The organism is Falsiroseomonas oleicola (genome assembly GCF_019029495.1).
GTDB lineage: Bacteria > Pseudomonadota > Alphaproteobacteria > Acetobacterales > Acetobacteraceae > Falsiroseomonas > Falsiroseomonas oleicola.
The window spans coordinates 484,253-501,866 of record NZ_JAERQM010000004.1 but is presented as its reverse complement, the minus strand read 5'-3'; the positions used below and the strand labels follow the sequence as shown (position 1 = coordinate 501,866).

Sequence of the window (17,614 nt, the reverse complement as noted above, 5' to 3'; positions counted from 1 at the left end):
CTACCGCGCCTCGATCCCCGCCGCCCGCACGATCGGGGCAAAGCCCGCGATCTCCGACCGCACGAAGGCCGTGTAGCTTTCCGGCGTGCTTTCAGGCGGAGGCGCGCCGGTCAGGTCCTCGAATCGGGTCAGGATGGAGGGGTCGGTCAGCACTTCGCGGATCGCGGTGGCGAGCCGTGCCACGATCGGCGCCGGCAGGCCGGCCGGGCCGGAAATGCCGAACCAGGCGGAATTCACCACATCCACCCCACTCTCCTTCAGCGTCGGCAGATCCGGAAAGCGCCCGGAGCGGGTGGCGGAAGACACCGCGATGGCGCGCACGCTGCCATTGACGATGTGCTGCGCGGCGGAGGGCAGGCTGTCCATCATCGCCGGAACCACGCCCGCGATGGTGTCCGTCATCGCCGGGCCGGCCCCGCGATAGGGCACCGCCGTCACCCGGATGCCCAGCGCCATGCCGAGCCGGACCCCGGTCAGGTGGCTGGAACTGCCGATGCCGGAGACGGCGAAGTCGATCTCCCCGGCGCGCCGGACATGGGCGATGAACTGTTCCAGGTTCTGGGCCGGATGGTTCTTCGTCACCACGAGCACCGAGGGGCTGGCGACGACCAGCGCCACATGGGTGAAGTCCCGCATCGGGTCATAGGACAGGTTGGGATAGAGGCTGGGCGAGACGCCATGCGAACCGCTGTTCGACATCAGCAGCGTCAGCCCATCCGGCTCCGACTGCGCCACCATGGCGGCGCCGATGGTGGCGCCGGCGCCGGGCCGGTTTTCCACCACCATGGGCTGGCCGAGCTTCGGCCCCAACCGTTCCGCGACCAGCCTGGCCATCACATCGGTGGTCCCACCCGGCGCATAGGGCACCACGAGGCGAACGGGGCGCGAGGGCCAGGCGGCTGTCTGGGCCAGGGCAGGTGCGGCGAGGGCCAGGAACGGCAGGCCGAGCGCGGCGCGGCGCGGGATCAGGGTCATCTTGCTTCCTCCGGATTTGGGCCAACGCGGCCCTTGCCCGGCTATGTGCCCTTGATCCCCCCTTATGCCAAGCCGGGATGCAACCGGTGTCTCAGATGCGGCCGAGCAGCAGCAGGATCACGACGATAACCAGCACGGTGCCGAGCAGCCCCATGCTGCCATGGCCATAGCCATAGCCATAGCCGCCGAAACGTCCGCTGACGCCGCCGAGGAGAACCAGGATAAGCACGATGATGAGGATGGTGCCGAGCATGGTGATGCGCCTTCTTGTTATCTTCAAGCGCCAGGCGAAGGCCCGGGCCGGTCGGCTGGGTGATATGGCGGGCGATCAGGCGCCCGCCCGCCTCAGCGCGTCTCGATCGTCAGGCTGCGCCCACCGACGTTCATCTCGACACCGCTGCGATTCTGCTCCTGGTACGCCCAGTAGCCGAGGGCGCCGACCGCGATCAGCAGCACGCCGATGACGGGGTAAAGCAGGTTGCGACTCATCTTCGGCAATTCCGTCTCTGTCTCCCGCCGATTGTCATCGTCGCGGTTGAGAACAGATCGCCCCATGCGCCTGGGAGTTCAGGGCATCACGACGTCGTGATACCCCATTGATGCCCCATTGATGCGGGGCAGGCGCCGAAAAGCGTGGCCTCAGGCGGAAAGCCGCTCCAGCGCCGCCGCATCCACCTCGAAATTCGCATAGACGTTCTGGACGTCGTCATGGTCGTCGAGGATGTCGAGCAGCTTCAGCACCTCCCGCGCCTTCTCCTCGTCCAGGTCGATGGTGGTGCTGGGCCACCATTCCAGCTTGCCGGCCTCGGCGGTGCCGAATTTCTGCTCCAGCGCATCGCGCACGGCGGCGAAATCCTCGACGGCGCAGGAGATTTCGTGGCCGTCCTCGCTGCTGTCCACGTCGCCGGCCCCGGCCTCGATGGCGGCTTCCAGCATGGTGTCGGCATCGGCGGCGGAGGCCGGGTAGCGCAGCACGCCCTTGCGCTCGAACTGGAAGGCCACCGAATTGGTCTCACCGAGCGCGCCGCCATTCTTCGCGAAGATGGAGCGCAGGTCACCGCCGGTGCGGTTGCGGTTGTCGGTCAGCGCCTCGACGATCACGGCGATGCCATAGGGGCCGTAGCCCTCATAGCGCATCTCCACATAATCCTCGCCCACCCCGGCGGTGGCGGCGCGCTTGATGGCACGGTCGATGGTGTCGCGCGTCATGTTCGCCACCAGCGCCGCCTTCACCGCGGCGCGCAGGCGCGGGTTCATCGCCGGGTCGGGCAGGCCCTGCTTCGCGCTGACCGTGATCTCCCGGATCATCTTGCCGAAGGCCGCGGCCTTCTTGGCCCCCTGCGCCGCCTTGCGGTGCATGATGTTCTTCGCGTGCGAATGGCCCGCCATGGCCTCGGTCTCCGTCATCGGGCGGGGCGGGGTTGGGTCCCGGCCACCGGCGCTGGTCTCGGCGCTGCTATAACGGCCGGGGATGGGCGGCGGCAAATGCGGCCCCCGATGCGGCGTGCCGGATGGGGGCAACGCGCCGCGTTTCAATACCGGGTTCATCAATGCGGTGCACAATCCCCGCATGGCCCGGCAAGCGTATACCGCTAACACCCCCACCGACACGGTCCAGCGGCTGCTGCTGTGGCTCAGCCTCGGCGCGCTTCTGCTCACCCTGGCGGGGGTGGGCGTCAACCAGATGCTGCTCGACCGGCTGCTGCACAACGCCGCCCAGGCCTGGAGCGCGCAGCTCGCCCAGGACCTGTTGCGGGCGCATCCCACGCTGCCCGCGGCGCTGCGCGGCGCGCCCGCGACCGCCGATGACGTGGCGCGGCTGCGGGCGGTGCCCTTGCCGCCCGAATTCGCCCGAATCGAGCTGGTCGGCAGTGACGGTGCGCTGGTCACCGATAGCGGCAGTGCCGGCGGCCCGGGGCGCGGCGCGGCGCGGGTGACAGTGGCGGTGACGGATGCCGAGGGTGAGGCCGGCCATCTGGTGGCCGCGCTGCGGGAGACCGGGCGGCGCGCGCAGCTTCGCGAGGCCTTCCGCACCGCCCAGCTCAGCATCGCGCTCTTCGGCGCCATCACCCTCGGCCTGCTGGTCTGGCTCGGCCAGCGCGGCCGGCGCGCCGAGGCGGCCGCCGCCCGCGCCCGCCATCTGCTGCGGCACGATGCACTGACCGGCCTCGCCACCCATGCCGAGCTGCGGGACCGCCTGGCCCTGACGCTGACGGCGGCACGCGCGGCGCATCAACAGGTCGGCGTGCTGGTGCTGAACCTGCGCGGCTTCCGCGACTTCAACGCGCTGCATGGCCGCGCCAACGGCGATGCCGTGCTGGCAGCACTCGCCCGGCGGCTGCGCAGCCTGGTGCGGCGGGACGACACGGTGGCGCGGCTTTCCGCCGACCGATTCGCCGTGGTGCAGACCGCGATCGCCGGGGAAGAGGATGCGCTGAGCCTCGCGGAACGCCTGGCCAATGCCCTGGCGGAGCCCCTCCCCCTGCCCGGCGGCCCCGGCCAGGCGCTGTCGGTGGAACTCGGCCTGGCGATCGCGCCGCAGGATGGGGTGGAGGCGGAGCTGCTGCTGACCCGCGCCGAGGCGGCGCTTTCCGCCGCCCGCAACCAGCCGGGGCCGACGATCCGCGGTTTCGAGCCGGCGATGGATGAGGCGGTGCGCTGGCGGCGGGAGACGGAGGCCGACCTGCGCCAGGCCATCGCCGAGGAAGCCCTGGTCCTGCACTACCAGCCACAACGCCGCCTGCGCGACCAGAAGCTTGTCGGATTCGAGGCGCTGCTGCGCTGGCCGCATCCGACTCGCGGCATGATCCCGCCGGTCGAATTCATCCCGCTGGCGGAGGAGACCGGGCTGATCGTACCGATCGGCGCCTGGGTGATCCGCGCCGCCTGCGCCGAGGCGGCGCAATGGCCGGAGGATCTGCGCATCGCGGTGAACCTCTCCCCCGCCCAGTTCCGGCATGGCGACCTGGTCTGCACCGTGGCCGATGCCCTGGCCCGCACCGGCCTGCCGGCGCATCGGCTGGAGCTGGAGATCACGGAAAGCCTTTTGCAGGAGGATCCGGAGGATGTGGTGAGGCTGCTGCGCGACCTGCGCGGCCTTGGCGTTTCCATCGCGATGGATGATTTCGGCACCGGCTGGTCCAGCCTGGCGCATCTCTGGCGCTTCCCCTTCGGCAAGCTGAAGATCGACCGCGCCTTCATCACGGAGCTTGAGCGCGACCCGAAGCTTTCCGCCATCGTCGCCACCATCGTCGGGCTTGGCCGCATCCTGGACATGACCGTGGTGGCGGAGGGTGTGGAGACGGAGGAACAGGCGCGCATCCTGACGGCGGAAGGCTGCGAGCAGGGCCAGGGCTGGCTGTTCGGCCGGCCGATGCCAGCCGAGGCGGCGCGCCGGCTGATCGCGGAGGATCAGGACAAGCTGTCACGCAGCGCGGCGTGACGGCGGGCGTTGCGCCGGACTATCTCCGCCGCATGCTGATCCGCCCCGCTGCCGAATCGCCCCATCTGCCCGAGGTCGCCGCCTGGCTGCATGCCCAATGGTGGGCCATGGACGGCCATGCGCTGGCCGAGACCGAGGCCTTCCTGCGCGCCGCCACCGGCCCCGCGGCGCCCTGCGTGCTGATCGCGGAGCGGGATGGCCAGCCGCTCGGTACCGCGACGCTGGATCGGGAGGATCTGCCGAGCCGGCCGGAGCTTTCCCCCTGGCTCGCCTCCGTGCTGGTTGCGCCGGCGCATCGGCGCCAGGGCGTGGCGACGGCGCTGGTGGCGGAGGTGCGGCGCCGGGCCGCCGCGCTGGGTCATGCGCGGCTGTGGCTGTTCACCCCGGACCAGGCACCCTTCTACGCGGCGCGGGGCTGGGTTCCGGAAGGGGAAGAGACATGGCGCGACCGCCCTGTGCGGCTGATGTCCTGCCGCCCCTGAGCATCGGCTCCCGGCCCTCCGCCAGCGCGTCCAGAAAACCCTTCGCCTCTGCCCGCATCGCCGCCACCTTCTCCGGCGCCATTTTTGTCAGCGTCCGCAGCGGCATGGCCATGCGCGGGTTCTTCGCAAAACGCGGCGCATGGCGCGCCATGAAATCCCAGTAGAGGAAGTTGAAGGGACAGGCGCCCGGGCCGGTCGGCCGCTTCACGTCATAGGCGCAGCCCCGGCAGTGGTTCGACATGCGGTTGATATAGGCGCCGCTCGCCGCATAGGGCTTGGAGGCCATGATGCCGCCATCGGCATGCAACGCCATGCCATGGGTATTGGGCAGTTCCACCCATTCATAGGCGTCGGCATAGACCACCATGTACCAGTCATTCACCTCCGCCGGGTCGAGCCCGGCCAGAAGGGCGAAGTTGCCGGTCACCATCAGCCGCTGGATGTGATGGGCATAGGCGAGGTCGCGCGTCTGCCCGATCGCGGCCCGCATGCAGGCCATCGCCGTCTCGCCGGACCAGTAGAGCCAGGGCAGTTTCCGATGCGCCTCCAGCGCATTGGTGTCGCGGTAGTCCGGCATCTTCAGCCAGTAGAGACCGCGCACATATTCGCGCCAGCCGAGGATCTGCCGCACGAATCCCTCCACGGCATTCAGCGGCGCATCGCCGCGCTGCCAGGCTTCCTCCGCCGCGCGGCAGGCCCGCATCGGGTCGAGCAGACCGCAATTCATCGCCGCCGAGATCAGCGCGTGGAACAGCATCGCCTCGCCTTCCGCCATGGCGTCCTGGTAGTCGCCGAAGCGCGGCAGGCGATGGGCGATGAAATCCGCCAGCGCCTGCTCCGCCGCCTCCGCCGTCACCGGCCATGCGAATTTTTCGGTCGTCCCGAAATGGTCGGGGAATTCGCGTTCGACCAGGGCGATGACGTCCCGCGTCACCGCATCCGGCGGGAATTGCCGTGGGGCCGGGGGGCGCAGATCGGCGGGCAGCGCCGCGCGATTCTCGGAATCGTAATTCCATTGGCCGCCGGCGGGTTCGTCCGGCGCATGCATCAGCAGGCCGGTCTCCCGCCGCATCTCGCGATAGAAGTATTCCATGCGGAGTTGCTTCCGCCCCGCCGCCCAGGCGCGGAAACGGTCCAGCGTGCAGAGGAAACGTGCGTCGTCACGGATCTCCACCGGCAGTCCGGTGGCTTCCTCCCAGCCCTGCATGTCCTCCAACACGCGGAACTCGCCGGGATGGGTGCAGATGATGCGCCTCGCGCCATGCGCCTTCGCCGCGCGCGCGACCTCCCCCGCCAGGCTCTGCGTATTCCCAGGATCGTCGAGCCGCACATAATCCACGGTGATGCCGCGCGCGCGCAGCAGCTCGGAAAAGTGCCGCATGGCGGACAGGACCAGGGCGATCTTCTGCTTGTGGTGGCGGACATAGGTGCATTCCGCCCGCACCTCCGCCATCAGCACCACGTCGCTTGCGGGGTCGAGTCCCTCCAGCGCCGAAAGCCCCGGCGTGCATTGGTCGCCGAGGACGACGCGCAGGATCATGCGCGCTCGTAGCGCACCGCGCTGCCATCCTCGCCCGTGGTGGCGAAGCCCACCCAGGTGCCGGCGGCGTCGTAGAGGACATCCGCCCCCTCCCCGCCGATCACCACCACGCGGCTGCCGCCGGAGGCCGGGGTGATGCGCAGTTCCGGCGCCACCGCCTCGCCCTTGCGGGGGTCGATCAGCGGCACGCCGGGGCGGAGCGTCGCCATGCGCCACCAGGTCATCGGCGCCGCCTGGGCCGGCAGCCGGGCCTCCCCGCCCGCCGCGCGCAGCAGCACGGCGCCGCCGGTGGCGCGGGCGCTGCATTCGGTGCGGGTGCCGTTCTTGTCGAGCCGGGACTCCAGCGCCTGCAGCCGGTCGCCGCGCCAGGCCTCCAGCGTCTCATGCCGGTAGCGGAAGACGGTGAAGCCCATCAGCTTCACCTCGATCCGCACATCGCTGACCGCCTCCAGCACCCCGGCCTGTTCGCGAAAGCGCACACTGTGGCGGCCGACCTCGCTGCCCGCCCGGATGATCCGGAAGTCCAGCCCCGCCGGTTGCGCCATGGCCGCATCGGCCATCAGCATCGCCGGAATCCCCGCCAGCACCGCGCGCCGCCGCATCACCCGCGCCCCGCGATGGCGCCACGCCCGCCATCGACGCCGATGACCTGGCCGGTGATCCAGCCCGCGGCGTCGGAGAGCAGGAAGTCGGCCAGCGCGGCGCTGTCCTCCGCCTCGCCCAGCCGGGGGATCGGGTGCTGCCTGGCAATGGCTTCGGCCATCTGGGGACTCCGCGTGAGGGGTTCGGCAAGCGCCGTGCGGGTCAGGCTCGGCGCGATGCAGTTGACGCGGATATGTGGCGCCAGTTCGGCGGCGAGCGCCACCGTCACCCCCTCCACCGCCGCCTTGGCCGCGCTGATCGCCACATGGTTCGGAAAGCCCGTGCGCGCGGCGACGGAGGAAAACAGCACCACGGCACCCTTCCCCGCCGCCAGCGCCGGGGCGGCCGCCTGCACCGCCAGCGCCGGCGCCGCGGCATTCAGCCGGAAGGTCTCCAGCAGCTCGGCCTCGGTCAGCCGCGCCAGCGGCTTCAGCAGGATGGAGCCGATGCAGACCGCGAGTCCCGCCAGCGGGCTGCCGGCCGCCGCCACCGCCGCCTGGCGCTGGGCGGCATCCGTCACATCCGCGGCCAGGTGGTCGCAGCCGAGTTCCGCCGCCAGCGCGGCCAGGGGCGCCTCCCGCCGCGCCACCAGGAAGGGGCGCGCGCCGCGGGCCGCCAGGCGCCGCGCCAGCGCCGCCCCGATCCCGCCCGTCGCCCCGAAGACCAGCACCTGACCCGTCATGACCCACATCCAACAAGATTGGCGGCACAGATGGCCCCATCCCCATGAAGGAAAAGGCATCTACGGATGAACGGCGCGGTGGTCGCCAATCCGGCCCCGCCATGCCATGGTGTCCGCATGCGCCAATTGCTGCTGCTGAGGCACGCCAAGTCCTCCTGGGACGACCCGCGCCTTTCCGACCACGCCCGGCCGCTGAATGCGCGCGGGCGGCGCGCGGCGGTGGCCATGGGGGCGGCGATGCGGGAGCTGGGGCTGGCGCCGGATGTGGTGCTGGTCTCCTCAGCCCGCCGCACCCTCCAGACGCTGGAGGCGCTGGGGCCGCTGGAAGGCCCGCCGCTGATCGAGCCGATGGACGACCTCTACCTCGCCGCCTGGCCCAGCCTGATCGACGTGCTGCGCCGGGTGCGGGAGACAGCGCGCAGCGTGCTGGTGATCGGCCACAATCCCGGCCTGCACGACCTGGCGATGGCGCTGTCCGGCCCCACCGCCATGGCCGCCGGCAGTCCGATGACCCGGCGGCTGGCGGAGGGCTATCCCACCGCGACCCTGACCGAATTCGCCCTGGCCCTGCCCTGGGGCCGGGTGGAAGCGGGCGGCGGCCGGCTGCTGCGGGTGCTCTCGCCCGCCGACCTGCCCTCCGCCGATCCCCCTGAAATGACCGCCTGACCCGATGTCCGCCACCCTGCCCCATCTGACGCTGGAAGCCACGCTGGACCCGGCGCTGGCCGCCGGCCTGTTCCGCGACGCCGTGCTGGCCGGGCGGCGCGCCGGGCGCAGCCGGTCCGTCGCCGCCACGCTGACCTGGCTCGACACCGCCAAGGCCGCCCTGGCGGAGCAGGGCCTGGCGTTGGAAGCCTCCAGCCCCCGCAGCCCGCGCCGGCTTCTGCGGGTGCTGCCCGGCGCCGTCTGGCGCCCCGGCAGCCCGCCCGAACTGCTCGCCAGCCTGGCCGCCGATGCCGCGCCCGAGGAAGCCGGCGGCACGCCGCTATTGCCCCTGGCCGCCTTCGTCGGACGGCGGCTGACCGTGCCGCTGGCCGGGGCGGTGGAGGCCAGCCTGCTGCATGGCGCGCTGCGCGCCGGGGCGGCGGAGCAGCCGGTGGCGCGCCTGACCCTCACCGGCCCCGCCGAGGCGGTGCTGGAGACGATCCAGTCCCTGGCCCGCGCTTTGCCCCTGCTGCCGCCGCGCTTCGCCCTGGCGGAGCAGGCGCGCGCCCTGGCGCAAGGCGAGGCACCGCGCCCCCGCCGCCTGGGCGCCCCGCGCCTCGATCCCGATATGGGCGTGGAGGCGGCGCTGAAGCTGCTGATCGGCCATCTGACGGAAGTGCTGCTGTGGCACGCCCCGGTGGCGGAGGCCGGGCAGGACCCTTCGGGCGTGCACCAGATGCGCGTCGCCCTGCGCCGCCTGCGCTCCGCGCTGAAGGCCTTCCGGGCCGCGGCGGATGGGCCGGCGCTGCGTGGTTTCGATGCCGGGCTGAAGGATCTGGCCCGCGGCCTGGGCCCGGCCCGGGATTGGGACGTGTTCCTGGCCGGGCTCGGCGCCGAACTGGCCGAGGCCCTGCCGGAGGAAGCGCGCATCGCCGGATTGCTGGCGGCCGGCCAGGCGCATCGTGCCGCCGCCTATGACGCGCTGCGGGCGCAGCTCGCCGGTGCCGAATTCCGCGTGCTGGTCTGGCAGGCCGTGGCGTTGGACGTGCTCGCGCCCTGGGGCGAGAGCGCCGATGAGGCCGCCGCCGCGCGGCGTGCGGCGCCGCTGGAGGATCTGGCCAGCCACCTGCTGGCCAAGCGCTGGCGCCGGATGCAGGCCGTGGGTGAGGATATTGCGCATTTTCCGGATGCCGAGTTCCACGCCCTGCGGCTGGACGGCAAAAGGCTGCGCTACCTGACGGAGCTGTTCACCCCGCTGTTTGGCCGCAAGCGCGGCCGCCGCTTCCTGGAGCGGCTGGCGGAGATGCAGGAACAGTTCGGCCTGGCGAATGACGCGATCGTGGCGCGCGCCCTGGTTGAGGGCGAGGCGAGGGGCCCGGGGGCCTGGGCGGCCGGTGTCGCGGCCGGCTGGGCGCTGGCCCGGTCGCGCCGCGCGCGGGGCCGCGCGGAGAAGGCCTGGGCCGCCCTGCTGGCGGCGGAACCCTTCTGGAATCAAGGGTGAAGCGGGCCTTTTTCGCCTAAGATTTAATATAAATGAATGGGTTGCGCGGAGCTTGGCGCTTGGGTTACCCGTAGGTGCATGCCGGCGGCCATGCCGGTCCAGAAGCAAAGCATCGCACCCTTCCGTGTTCCGACGCCGCCGTATCTTCCGCCCCGCCCCCACCCCGCGCCGCTGGCGCGCGCCCTTCGTCGCGCTGATCGCCGCGCTGATTGTCGGCGCCCTGTCCGGTATCGGCCTGCCGCCCGACCTGATGGGCTCGGCGCCGCGCGAACAGGACTGGTCGGCGCTGGCCGCCGAGGTGCGGGTGGTGGATGGCGATACGCTGCGCCTGGGCGATCGCACCCTGCGGCTGTCGGGCATTGATGCGCCGGAACGCGGACAGACCTGCTCCGACGGCCAGGGCAATGCCTTCGATTGCGGCGCCGCGGCGGCGGAGGCGCTCTCCCGCCTCGTCAATGGGCGGTCGGTGCTGTGCCGGGTGCATGGGCGCGACCGCTACGGCCGTGGCCTGGGCCGCTGCAGCGCAGCCGGGGTCGAATTGAATGCCGGGCTGGTCGGTGCCGGCTGGGCGCTCGCCTATGGCGAGGATGAGACGGCGATGCTGCTGGTGGAAGCCACCGCGCGGCTGTCCGGGCGCGGCCTCTGGGCTGGCGATTTCACGCGGCCGGACGCCTGGCGCCGCCGCAACTGAGGCGGCCCCGGGGTCGCCCTGGGTGGCCCTGTCACACTCTTCATCCCGCCCCACGTTGCCAAGCAGGCAGAGAGGCTCCTATCTTGCGTTGCACCATAACGGTGGCGCGAGTAAGGCGAGTGCCACCGCCCCCTGCCTGCGAGGAAGCAAGCCATGACCGTCACGGCCAACGGGTCCGTCACCTTTACCCTCGACGGCTCCAACCGCAGTACCAGCCTGCCAATCCTCAAGGGATCGATCGGGCCGGATGTCGTCGACATCCGCAAGCTCTATGCCGACCTCGGCGTCTTCACCTTCGACCCGGGCTATGGCGAGACCGCGAGCTGCGAGAGCCAGATCACCTACATCGATGGCGACGAGGGCGTTCTGCTCTACCGCGGCTATCCGATCGAGCAACTGGCCGAGAATTCCGATTTCATCGAGGTCTGCTACCTGCTGATGAACGGCGATCTGCCGACCGCCGATGAACTGGCGAAGTTCCGCAAGGGTGTGACCTACCACACCATGGTGCATGAGCAGATCCGCAACTTCTTCAACGGGTTCCGCCGCGACGCGCACCCGATGGCGATCATGTGCGGCGTGGTCGGCGCGCTGGCCGCCTTCTACCACGACAACCTGGACATCAACGACGCGCATCAGCGCGAGATCGCCGCCTTCCGCCTGATCGCGAAGGTGCCGACCATCGCCGCCATGGCCTACAAGTACAGCCTCGGCCAGCCCTTCGTGTATCCGCGCAACGACCTGTCCTACGCGGCCAACTTCCTGCACATGCTGAACTCGGTCCCGGCCGAGGAATACAAGGTGTCACCGACGCTCGCCAAGGCGATGGACCAGATCCTGGTCCTGCATGCCGACCATGAGCAGAATGCCAGCACCTCCACCGTGCGACTGGCCGGCTCCACCGGCGCCAACCCCTTCGCCTGCATCGCCGCCGGCATCGCCGCGCTCTGGGGCCCGGCGCATGGCGGCGCGAATGAGGCGGTGCTGAAGATGCTGGCCGAGATCGGCCATGTCGACAACATCCCGGGCTTCATCGAGAAGGTGAAGGACAAGAACTCCGGCGTGAAGCTGATGGGCTTCGGCCACCGCGTGTACAAGAACTTCGACCCGCGCGCGAAGATCATGCAGCAGAGCTGCCACGAGGTGCTGTCCGAGCTCGGCATCAAGGACGAGCCGCTGCTCGACCTCGCCATGGCGCTGGAGAAGGTGGCGCTGGAGGACGAGTATTTCGTCTCCCGCAAGCTGTATCCGAATGTCGACTTCTATTCGGGTATCATCCTGAAGGCGATGGGCATCCCGACCAGCATGTTCACGGTGATCTTCGCCGTGGCGCGCACCGTGGGCTGGGTCAGCCAGTGGAAGGAGATGGTCGAGGATCCGAGCCAGCGCATCGGCCGCCCGCGCCAGATCTACACCGGCCCGACGCAGCGGGACTACGTCACGGTGCCGAAGCGCGGCTGAGGCCAGCGACCTTCCAGGGGTGGCCGGAAAAGGCCACCCATCCGCCTCCCTTCCAGCCCCGCCGGCCCTGCCGCGCGGGGTTTTTTCATGCCGGTTGCGGGCGCCCATCCGGCCACAACCCGGGCCAGCGCGCCCGGCGCGGTCTGCGCGCGAAAAAATCCTTCCGTGCCAAGCCCCCTGCCAGGCCACCGTTGCGCTGCCGCGAAATCCAGGGCGCGGCAATTGCGGCCGCAGGCCAAGCAATTGAATCCCTGTGGAAAAGTCTATTGATGCAGTCGGGTCACAGCTTCGCCATATGGGAGAATATCTCCCGCTCAGCTCTGCCCCTCCGCGAAATTTGGCCCTGGCTGCAACTCGAACGCGTGTTTTCTTAAAAATCCATGCAGTTTCGACTTGATGTCCCCGCGAGTTCAGGGAATCTATCTACGCAGGGTTGATATCCACAGGGGACATAAACCAAATGAGAGAACCACTCCGCCCGGGCTCCGGCAAGGAACTCGATGAACTCGTGCGCAACCGGCTTCGCCTCTGGCCGCAGCGGCCACCCGGAATCACGCGCACCCCGAAACAGCCCGGCACCTGGCTGCGCGGGCGGCCCGGGGAGCTCTCGCTGGTGGCGCAGCCCTTCCTGAAGCTGCCCGGCACCAATACCTACCGGACCATCCCCGACGGCCTTTGGCTGCATTTCAGCCCCGACCCGGCGGACCGCTATGCCGATATCCTCTGCATCGAGGCCTGCGGCTCCATCACCAATCTCCAGGACAAGCGGGCGCGCTTTGCCCCCTCCACCTCCTCGCTCCTGGTGGTCTGCCCGCTGCGCTGGATGCTGGACCGGGTGGGGGCGGAGGATCATACCCCGCGCTGGCGCCTGATCCGCCTGCTGCGGGAAGCCCCGACCGAGCCGCTGGTGCTGCCGGTGCGCGATGTGCGCGTGCTGTATGGGCTGAAGGCGCGCCACTACCTGGGCTTCGCCAAGTCCCAGATGCCGCAGCCGCATGAGTATTTCTGCCCGATGGAGGCGCTGACGGCGGTCGATGGGCATGAGGCGCCCGCCATGCGCTCCCTGATCGGCCGGGCCAGCGCCAGCGCCAATTTCATGACCCCTCCATGACCTTGCATCGCCAGGCACGGGTCGGCGCGGCGCGGTGGGGCGCCGCATCGGCCCGGGCTTGGCGGCCACGGTCGCGGAAAAAGCCACAGGAACTTCACACATACCCCCTGCCCGATCCGCCAAAGCCGCTCTAGATGCGGCAGGACATCCGGTCACGGCGGGGAATCAATGACACTTCACAGGCGCGGTTTCGGTCTGGCCGCGGCGGGTTTCGCCGCCACCGGGATGCTCGGCAGACCCGCTCTGGGTCAGGGGACCTCCTCCGGCGTCTCCGGCCCGCTGGTGCTCTATACCTCCCAGCTGGAGCCCGATGCGGCGCAGACGGTGGAGGCCTTCCGGGCGCGCCATCCGGGCGTCACCGTGGAATGGATCCGCGCCGGCACCGGCCAGATCATGACCCGGCTGCGCGCCGAGATCGCCGCGGGCCAGCCCCGCCCCGACGTGCTGCTGCTGGCCGACAGCCTGACCTTCGAGGGGCTGCGCCGCGAGGGCCGGCTGCGGCCGAGCCCGGAGGTGCAGCTCGGCGGCACGCCGGCGGCGCAGGTGGATGCGGCGCGCGGCTATTTCGCCACCAAGCTCATCACCACCGGCATCGTCCACCACGCCCGCGCACCCTTCGTGCCCAAGGCCTGGACCGACCTTCTGGAGCCCCGCGCGCGGAACCAGGTTGCGATGCCCTCGCCGGCCGTCTCCGGTGCCGCCGCCATCCATCTGACGGCGCTGGCGCAGAATCCGGCGCTCGGCTGGTCCTATGTGGAGCGGCTGGTGGCGCATGGCGTGCAGGCCCGCGGCGGCAATGGCCCGGTGATGCAGGCCGTGGCCGGTGGCGAGCGCGCCTTCGGCATCGCCATCGACTACCTGCCGATCCGTGAAGCCGCCAAGGGCGCACCGGTGCGCTTCGTCTTCCCGGAGGATGGCGTTTCCGCCATCACGGAGCCGGCCGCGATCCTCTCCACCACCCGCAACGCCCCGGCGGCCATTGCCTTCCTCGACTTCCTGCTGTCCCGGCAGGGCCAGGAACTGGCCTCCCGCCAGGGCTTCCTGCCGATCGATCCGGAGGTCGCGCCGCCGGCCGGCTTCCCGGACCCGAAGACCATCCGGATCATGCCGCTGGATGCCGCCCGCGCGGCGGCGGAGCAGCCGGAGTTGCTGCGCCGCTTCGCCGCGCTGGTTGGCGGCTGAGGGCACCGGACGCACCTTGACGCGAGAGGGAGAGGCCGGCCGGGGCCTGGGGCGGGGCATCACGGCCATGGCGCTCGTCTGGCTCCTGCTGATCGGTGCCGTGCCGCTGGCAAGGCTGCTGGCGGAGGCGCTGGCCGGCACCGCTGTGGCGCAGGCCCTGGCGGATGCGGCGATCTGGCGCGCGGCCTGGCGGTCGCTGGCCTTGTCGGTCTCGGCGGCGGCGCTGGCGACGCTGATCGGCGCGGCGCTGGTCTGGGCGCTGCTGCTGCGCGATCTGCCGGGGCGGCGGGTGCTGATCTTCCTGGCGGTGCTGCCCGCGCTGGTGCCCGCGCAGGTGATGGCGCTGGGCTGGATCCAGGCCGGAGGCCCGGCCTCCCCGCTTCTGCTGGCGCTGGGCCTGGCGCCGCCGATCGGCACGCCCAACCCGATCTACTCGCCGTTCGGCATGGCGCTGCTGCTGGCGGTGCAATCCGCGCCGCTGGTGCTGCTGGCCACCGCCGCCCTGCTGCGCCGCGTGCCGGGCGAGGTGGTGCTGGCGGCGCGCGGGCTGGGCGCGACGCCGGAGGCCGCGCTGCGCCGCGCGGTCTGGCCGCTGCTGGCGCCGGGGCTGCTGGCGGGCGCCGGCCTCGCCTATGTCGCGGCGCTGGGCAATTTCGGCGTCGGCGCGCTGATCGGCATTCCGGCGCGGTTTCCGGTGCTGCCGGTGCTGATCTGGCAGCGGCTGTCCTCCGGCGGCACCGCCTCCCTCGCCGAGGCGGCGGCGCTGGCGCTGCTGCTGGCGGCGATGGCGGCGCCGGCGCTGCTGTTGCAGGCGCTGGCGGCGCGGCGGGCGCCGGCCTCCGGGCGGCTTCCCTTCGCTGCGGTGGTGTTGCCGGGCGGGGCCGGGGCGGCGGTTTTCGGCGCGGTCGCGCTGTATCTGTTCGTGGTGCTGGCCGTGCCCATGCTGGCCCTGCTGGCGGCCGCGTTGGTGCCGGCGATGGGGATGGAGCTGAACGCTTCCTCCGCCACGCTGCGGCATTTCGGGGCGGCGGTGGCCGCCGATGCGCAGACCGGGCGGGCCTTCGGCAATTCGCTGCTGCTCTCGGCCGGCGCGGCGCTGCTGCTGGCCGCCGCCGCCCTGCCCATCGCGCTGACGCTGCGCGCCCGGCCGGTGCGGCTGGCCGCGACCTCGACCGACCTGCCCTACGCCCTGCCGGGCGCCTGCACCGGGGTCGCCGCCATCCTGGTCGTGCTGTCGCTGCCGGGCGGCGGGGCGCTGTATGGGACGCTGGGGCTGATCCTGTTCGCCTATCTCACCCGCTTCCAGGCGCTGGCGCTGCGCCCCGCGGCGGCGGCGGCGGCGCGGCTGGACCCGATCCTGGAGGAAGCGGCGCGCGGCATGGGCGCCGGCCCCTGGCGCCGGCTGTGGTCGATCCACCTGCCGCCTCTGGCCCCGGCCCTGGCGGCCGGCGGCATCCTGGTGGCGCTGACGGCGGTGAATGAGGTCACCGTCTCCTCCCTGCTCTACGGGCCAGGGACGCAGACGCTGGGCGTGCTCGTGTTCAGCCTGCAGGAAAGCGGGCAGTCGCCGCTGGCGGCCGCCGTGTCCTGCCTGGCGCTGCTGCTGAGCGCGGCGCTGATGGCGGCGGCGACGCTGGCGGCGCGACGGCTGCCGGCGGGGACGCTGCCCTGGCGGCCTTGATCGTCATGGCGAAGACGCCCTGCCTGCGATATCCTGCCCGCATGAACGAGGTCCTGACCATCCAGCTTCGCGACAGCGCCCTCGCCGATTTCGTGCGGCGGCGGGCGGCGGAGGAACAGCGGACGCCGGAAAGCCTGGTGGAAGACGCGCTGCGCGCGATGGCCGAGGCTGAGCGACTGACGCTGATCGTGGCGCCGGAGCTTGACGGGTGGGAGGGCACCGCCATCCGTGATCAAGATGAGACGGATGAGCAGTTCGCCCGCCGCCAGGAGAGCTTTCGGCTTCTGATGGGGCGGCCCTGACGGACCAGCCGCTGCGCCTCGGGGATTTCGTCTGGACCAGCTTCCCGCTGTCCGAGTCCCCGACACGCCCGGGGCCACGCCACATCGGATACGTCGTTCATGTGGAAGCGGGACGCTCAGGCGGAGCCGCTGCCTTTGTCGCCTATACCACCAGCAGCGGATTGCATTTCAACCCGCCGCTGCCGCTTGGCGTCCACAGCTTCGACGCCGCGCAGGCCCGCGGCCTGGGGCAGGAGCGGGCCTTCCGCCTCGACCTGCGCCGCCTCGCCTTCCTGCCGCTGACGCCTTCCTGGTTTCCCGAATGGAGCCAGCCCGGCCGCGGTATCGTCGGTCGCGCTCCGACGGCATTGCGACGCGCCCTTGATGACAGCTTCGCCACGCTGATCCGGCGAAGCCCCGCGATTATCGAACGGCTCGGGCCCGGCTGGCGCTGATCCGCCTCACACCGCCAGCGAATAAAACATCCGCGCCGCCGTCAGGAACAGGAACAGCGCAAAGGCCCGCTTCAGCAGCAGCGGCGGGATGGTATGCGCCAGGTGCACGCCCCAGGGGGCAGCGATCATGGAACTCGGCACGATCAGCGCAAAGCCGATCAGGTTGACGTAGCCGAGGCTGAGTGGCGGCAGCAGCGGGTCGCCCCAGCCGCCGTAGATGAAGCCGATGGTGGCCGGCACCGCGATGATGATGCCGAAGGCGCTGGCGGTGGCCACCGCGCCGCGGATCGGCGCACCGAACATCGACAGGATCGGCACGCCCACCGTGCCACCGCCGATGCCCATCATGGCGCTGACCGTGCCGATGAAGCCGCCCAGGCCATGGCGCAGCGGGCCGGTCGGGAAACTGTCGCGCAGCTTCCACTCCACGCCGGTGAAGCCCATGTTGAGCGCGACGAGAATGGCGATGACGGCGAAAACCAGCGTCAGCGCCTCCCCCTTCAGCCAGATCGCCAGGAAGGTGCCGAGCAACACGCCGAGGCCGATCGAGGGCGCCAGCGATTTCAGCAGCGGCACATCCATCGTGCCTTTCGCAAAATGCTTGCGCGCCGACTGGATGCTGGTCGGGATGATGGTGGCGAGCGAGGTGCCGACGGCCAGCTTCATCTGCACCGCCTCCGGAATCCCGAACAGCGGAAAGACGTTGAACAGCACGGGCACGATGACGATGCCGCCGCCGACGCCGAGCAGCCCGGCCAGGGTGCCGGAGAACACGCCGGTGATCGCCATGGCGACGGCGAGCCCCGCCAGCCAGTAGGGGTCGGTCATATGCTCCACGGGGAC

Annotated in this window: 19 protein-coding genes; 11 read left to right on the top strand and 8 right to left on the bottom strand. The window is 71.0% G+C overall.

Annotated elements, in window-relative coordinates:
* The 4 genes from JJQ90_RS16310 to JJQ90_RS16295 all read right to left on the bottom strand — a co-directional run bounded on the left by JJQ90_RS16310 (window position 1) and on the right by JJQ90_RS16295 (window position 2,364).
* Complete coding sequence (locus JJQ90_RS16310) at window positions 1–975, bottom strand: Bug family tripartite tricarboxylate transporter substrate binding protein (protein ID WP_216877170.1); 975 nt, start codon at window positions 973–975, stop codon at window positions 1–3.
* 91 nt (window positions 976–1,066) lie between these two features.
* The gene (locus JJQ90_RS16305; protein WP_216877168.1) at window positions 1,067–1,228 is read right to left on the bottom strand and encodes a DUF3309 family protein; all 162 of its coding nucleotides are present in this window, start codon (window positions 1,226–1,228) and stop codon (window positions 1,067–1,069) included.
* Window positions 1,229–1,320: 92 nt separating this feature from the next.
* Window positions 1,321–1,464: a hypothetical protein gene (locus tag JJQ90_RS16300; RefSeq protein ID WP_216877166.1), complete on the bottom strand. Its 144-nt coding sequence runs from the start codon at window positions 1,462–1,464 to the stop codon at window positions 1,321–1,323.
* A 150-nt stretch (window positions 1,465–1,614) separates the two neighbouring features.
* The gene (locus JJQ90_RS16295; protein WP_216877164.1) at window positions 1,615–2,364 is read right to left on the bottom strand and encodes a YebC/PmpR family DNA-binding transcriptional regulator; all 750 of its coding nucleotides are present in this window, start codon (window positions 2,362–2,364) and stop codon (window positions 1,615–1,617) included.
* 181 nt (window positions 2,365–2,545) lie between these two features.
* Between JJQ90_RS16295 and JJQ90_RS16290 the strand changes: the two genes are divergently transcribed.
* Window positions 2,546–4,417 (top strand): putative bifunctional diguanylate cyclase/phosphodiesterase, encoded by a 1,872-nt coding sequence (locus JJQ90_RS16290; protein WP_216877162.1) that lies wholly within the window; start codon window positions 2,546–2,548, stop codon window positions 4,415–4,417.
* On the top strand, window positions 4,414–4,899 hold the full coding sequence (locus tag JJQ90_RS16285) for a GNAT family N-acetyltransferase (RefSeq protein WP_216877160.1): 486 nt from the start codon (window positions 4,414–4,416) through the stop codon (window positions 4,897–4,899). Before JJQ90_RS16290 ends, JJQ90_RS16285 begins: the two co-directional genes overlap by 4 nt.
* Here JJQ90_RS16285 and JJQ90_RS16280 read toward each other — a convergent pair.
* From JJQ90_RS16280 to JJQ90_RS16270, 3 genes are read right to left on the bottom strand one after another with little or no spacing between them, the layout of a single operon-like run.
* Entirely contained in the window at window positions 4,796–6,439 is a 1,644-nt protein-coding gene (locus tag JJQ90_RS16280; protein WP_216877158.1) for a cryptochrome/photolyase family protein, read from the bottom strand. The two genes, JJQ90_RS16285 and JJQ90_RS16280, sit on opposite strands and share 104 nt — an antisense overlap.
* Complete coding sequence (locus JJQ90_RS16275; RefSeq protein ID WP_216877156.1) at window positions 6,436–7,041, bottom strand: DUF6134 family protein; 606 nt, start codon at window positions 7,039–7,041, stop codon at window positions 6,436–6,438. Before JJQ90_RS16275 ends, JJQ90_RS16280 begins: the two co-directional genes overlap by 4 nt.
* Window positions 7,041–7,763 carry an SDR family oxidoreductase gene (locus JJQ90_RS16270; RefSeq protein WP_216877154.1) on the bottom strand — a complete coding sequence of 241 codons (723 nt, stop codon included), beginning with the start codon at window positions 7,761–7,763 and terminating at the stop codon, window positions 7,041–7,043. The genes JJQ90_RS16275 and JJQ90_RS16270 overlap by 1 nt, the downstream gene beginning before the upstream one ends.
* Window positions 7,764–7,829: 66 nt before the next feature.
* Between JJQ90_RS16270 and JJQ90_RS16265 the strand changes: the two genes are divergently transcribed.
* The 9 genes from JJQ90_RS16265 to JJQ90_RS16225 all read left to right on the top strand — a co-directional run bounded on the left by JJQ90_RS16265 (window position 7,830) and on the right by JJQ90_RS16225 (window position 16,771).
* Window positions 7,830–8,429, top strand: coding sequence for a SixA phosphatase family protein (locus JJQ90_RS16265; RefSeq protein ID WP_230410718.1), 600 nt, complete (start codon window positions 7,830–7,832; stop codon window positions 8,427–8,429).
* A gap of 4 nt (window positions 8,430–8,433) precedes the next feature.
* Window positions 8,434–9,909 carry a CYTH and CHAD domain-containing protein gene (locus tag JJQ90_RS16260; protein ID WP_216877152.1) on the top strand — a complete coding sequence of 492 codons (1,476 nt, stop codon included), beginning with the start codon at window positions 8,434–8,436 and terminating at the stop codon, window positions 9,907–9,909.
* 124 nt (window positions 9,910–10,033) lie between these two features.
* Entirely contained in the window at window positions 10,034–10,600 is a 567-nt protein-coding gene (locus tag JJQ90_RS16255) for a thermonuclease family protein (RefSeq protein WP_216877150.1), read from the top strand.
* Window positions 10,601–10,753: 153 nt separating this feature from the next.
* A complete protein-coding gene (gene gltA / locus JJQ90_RS16250; protein ID WP_216877148.1) occupies window positions 10,754–12,061 on the top strand; it encodes a citrate synthase in 1,308 nt (435 codons plus the stop codon).
* Between the two features lie 460 nt (window positions 12,062–12,521).
* Window positions 12,522–13,172 carry a hypothetical protein gene (locus tag JJQ90_RS16245; protein WP_216877147.1) on the top strand — a complete coding sequence of 217 codons (651 nt, stop codon included), beginning with the start codon at window positions 12,522–12,524 and terminating at the stop codon, window positions 13,170–13,172.
* Window positions 13,173–13,340: 168 nt separating this feature from the next.
* Window positions 13,341–14,354, top strand: a complete 1,014-nt coding sequence (locus JJQ90_RS16240; RefSeq protein WP_216877145.1) for an ABC transporter substrate-binding protein — start codon at window positions 13,341–13,343, stop codon at window positions 14,352–14,354.
* A 67-nt stretch (window positions 14,355–14,421) separates the two neighbouring features.
* Window positions 14,422–16,035: an ABC transporter permease gene (locus JJQ90_RS16235; RefSeq protein ID WP_230410717.1), complete on the top strand. Its 1,614-nt coding sequence runs from the start codon at window positions 14,422–14,424 to the stop codon at window positions 16,033–16,035.
* A gap of 41 nt (window positions 16,036–16,076) precedes the next feature.
* A complete protein-coding gene (locus JJQ90_RS16230; RefSeq protein WP_216877141.1) occupies window positions 16,077–16,337 on the top strand; it encodes a hypothetical protein in 261 nt (86 codons plus the stop codon).
* A gap of 101 nt (window positions 16,338–16,438) precedes the next feature.
* Window positions 16,439–16,771, top strand: coding sequence for a hypothetical protein (locus tag JJQ90_RS16225; protein ID WP_216877139.1), 333 nt, complete (start codon window positions 16,439–16,441; stop codon window positions 16,769–16,771).
* A gap of 6 nt (window positions 16,772–16,777) precedes the next feature.
* Here the strand turns inward: JJQ90_RS16225 and JJQ90_RS16220 are convergent, their stop codons facing one another.
* A complete protein-coding gene (locus JJQ90_RS16220; RefSeq protein ID WP_216877350.1) occupies window positions 16,778–17,599 on the bottom strand; it encodes a sulfite exporter TauE/SafE family protein in 822 nt (273 codons plus the stop codon).
* Window positions 17,600–17,614 lie beyond the last annotated feature (15 nt).

Coding starts and splice junctions, on each gene's coding strand:
- JJQ90_RS16310 (WP_216877170.1), bottom strand. CDS start 975: ATGACCCTGATCCCGCGCCGCGCCGCGCTCGGCCTGCCGTTCCTGGCC.
- JJQ90_RS16305 (WP_216877168.1), bottom strand. CDS start 1,228: ATGCTCGGCACCATCCTCATCATCGTGCTTATCCTGGTTCTCCTCGGC.
- JJQ90_RS16300 (WP_216877166.1), bottom strand. CDS start 1,464: ATGAGTCGCAACCTGCTTTACCCCGTCATCGGCGTGCTGCTGATCGCG.
- JJQ90_RS16295 (WP_216877164.1), bottom strand. CDS start 2,364: ATGGCGGGCCATTCGCACGCGAAGAACATCATGCACCGCAAGGCGGCG.
- JJQ90_RS16290 (WP_216877162.1), top strand. CDS start 2,546: ATGGCCCGGCAAGCGTATACCGCTAACACCCCCACCGACACGGTCCAG.
- JJQ90_RS16280 (WP_216877158.1), bottom strand. CDS start 6,439: ATGATCCTGCGCGTCGTCCTCGGCGACCAATGCACGCCGGGGCTTTCG.
- JJQ90_RS16275 (WP_216877156.1), bottom strand. CDS start 7,041: ATGCGGCGGCGCGCGGTGCTGGCGGGGATTCCGGCGATGCTGATGGCC.
- JJQ90_RS16270 (WP_216877154.1), bottom strand. CDS start 7,763: ATGACGGGTCAGGTGCTGGTCTTCGGGGCGACGGGCGGGATCGGGGCG.
- JJQ90_RS16265 (WP_230410718.1), top strand. CDS start 7,830: ATGAACGGCGCGGTGGTCGCCAATCCGGCCCCGCCATGCCATGGTGTC.
- JJQ90_RS16260 (WP_216877152.1), top strand. CDS start 8,434: ATGTCCGCCACCCTGCCCCATCTGACGCTGGAAGCCACGCTGGACCCG.
- gltA (WP_216877148.1), top strand. CDS start 10,754: ATGACCGTCACGGCCAACGGGTCCGTCACCTTTACCCTCGACGGCTCC.
- JJQ90_RS16245 (WP_216877147.1), top strand. CDS start 12,522: ATGAGAGAACCACTCCGCCCGGGCTCCGGCAAGGAACTCGATGAACTC.
- JJQ90_RS16240 (WP_216877145.1), top strand. CDS start 13,341: ATGACACTTCACAGGCGCGGTTTCGGTCTGGCCGCGGCGGGTTTCGCC.
- JJQ90_RS16235 (WP_230410717.1), top strand. CDS start 14,422: ATGGCGCTCGTCTGGCTCCTGCTGATCGGTGCCGTGCCGCTGGCAAGG.
- JJQ90_RS16230 (WP_216877141.1), top strand. CDS start 16,077: ATGAACGAGGTCCTGACCATCCAGCTTCGCGACAGCGCCCTCGCCGAT.
- JJQ90_RS16220 (WP_216877350.1), bottom strand. CDS start 17,599: ATGACCGACCCCTACTGGCTGGCGGGGCTCGCCGTCGCCATGGCGATC.